At 43.0% G+C, this 1,457-nt stretch carries 2 protein-coding genes; both read right to left on the bottom strand.

The window, feature by feature from the left end:
* Positions 1–238: 238 nt before the first annotated feature.
* The gene (locus tag OUO13_RS07755; RefSeq protein ID WP_222761722.1) at positions 239–934 is read right to left on the bottom strand and encodes a DUF1963 domain-containing protein; all 696 of its coding nucleotides are present in this window, start codon (positions 932–934) and stop codon (positions 239–241) included.
* Positions 935–1,193: 259 nt separating this feature from the next.
* Positions 1,194–1,457: transposase (locus tag OUO13_RS07760; RefSeq protein ID WP_283172378.1), on the bottom strand; the 264-nt coding region annotated here is incomplete at its 5' end.

The raw sequence follows: 1,457 nt of genomic DNA on the forward strand, positions 1-1,457 counted from the left end.
ACCACCATCGACGTCTGGTTGTAATCGTAATGCTTGTACCTTGGCATATCGCTTCCTCGCTGCTGCCAGGAATTTTACCGCAGAAAGGCGGTTGAGAGAGGTTTTTCTACAGCTTCAACGCCCGCGTCAAGGGCAAAACGTAGTGGAGGTAAATTGTGGTATAGTTTGCGTAGCAAACCACAATTTACCGGAGCGTAGTTTTGTCCCTTGCACGCGCTTGTTAGGCGCTGCCTCAGGTTTAGTAAAAATCATAGTATAGAACCCACTCTCCGGTTGAACCGTTTTTTGCAAACATGAGGCTGCCATTATCGACAACATTCAAGTTTAATTTGGAGTCAGAGGAAATCTGGAACACAAATTCAAAACCATCCCCAAAATCTATACCTGATTGGCAAAAAGATGGATACCCTCCAATTTTATGGTCATAGCAGTGTTCAATAATGTCGTAATACGAACCAATAGCACCCGATTTTTCGAGGATAAGAATTTCCTTTTCTAATTCATAAGGAACTCCACCGCCATCCCAAAGTGGGAAGTCCTTTTCAACCAACTCATGTCCAAGCGGAAAAGGCTTTAAAAATGATTCTGAAGAAGTGACGTCCTTCCTCGTTAAATGGTCAATTGATGCGTACTCACGTATTAGCCAATTTTCTCCCATCTCGTCAAACTGCTCTGGCAAATCGGATGATACAAAGACCGTCATTAATTCAATCCCTGCAAGTTCCTTTGGCACAAAGGGCAAATCTTTAAGATATATTTGTGCCAATGGCATCATTTGCTTGCCTCTGCTATTAATCGGGATATCTTCTCCTTTACCAAAGAGGAACACTTTGCCTACCCAGCTTTCAGTTAACTCGTTTGTTGGTCGAAAGCCGCCAACGGAAAATTTCGTGGCAGGACGATGTAATAATCTTTTTATTCCTTCTATTTCCATTAATTTCGCCCTTAATGCCCCACTTTAACCCTTCATATTTAACACAAAAATTAGATTCAGAATACTAGACCGAGAAATCGCACTCGCCTAACGAGACTGTAGAAAAAGTATTTTCGAGGCTGATATTTTTCTCATATCAAGAATCTATCGAAAATCTGAGCCAACAGTCTTTCTCAAAATTATTAAACGACTGGAGATAGATGAAACACGATATCGNTCGTTGCATATTCGACCTCCTTATCCTGTTATTTCCCTTTGATTACCCGATTTTGGGTATCAACTTCTCAATGTTGTGTACCATGGCGTATAACTGCCATTGAGCTTGCACCTTCTTTTTACCCCGCAGACTGAACCGCTTCAAGCCTTTATTGTGTTCCAGGTTCGCGAACACGGGTTCAACCGTCGACATCCGATGGCTGTAGATTCTCTTGCCTTCGTCACTGTCGATTCGGGCTTTCATCCAGTCGGTGTAGGTCGGCGTGGCACTATAAACCCGGAATGAGACCTGTCTGCCGGAGCCTTT

This window comes from Parathalassolituus penaei, from assembly GCF_026626885.1.
Classification (GTDB): Bacteria; Pseudomonadota; Gammaproteobacteria; order Pseudomonadales; family Oceanobacteraceae; genus Oceanobacter; species Oceanobacter penaei.

Bases quoted from the DNA above. Each gene is read 5' to 3' on its own strand.
- OUO13_RS07755 (WP_222761722.1), bottom strand. From the start codon at position 934: ATGGAAATAGAAGGAATAAAAAGATTATTACATCGTCCTGCCACGAAA.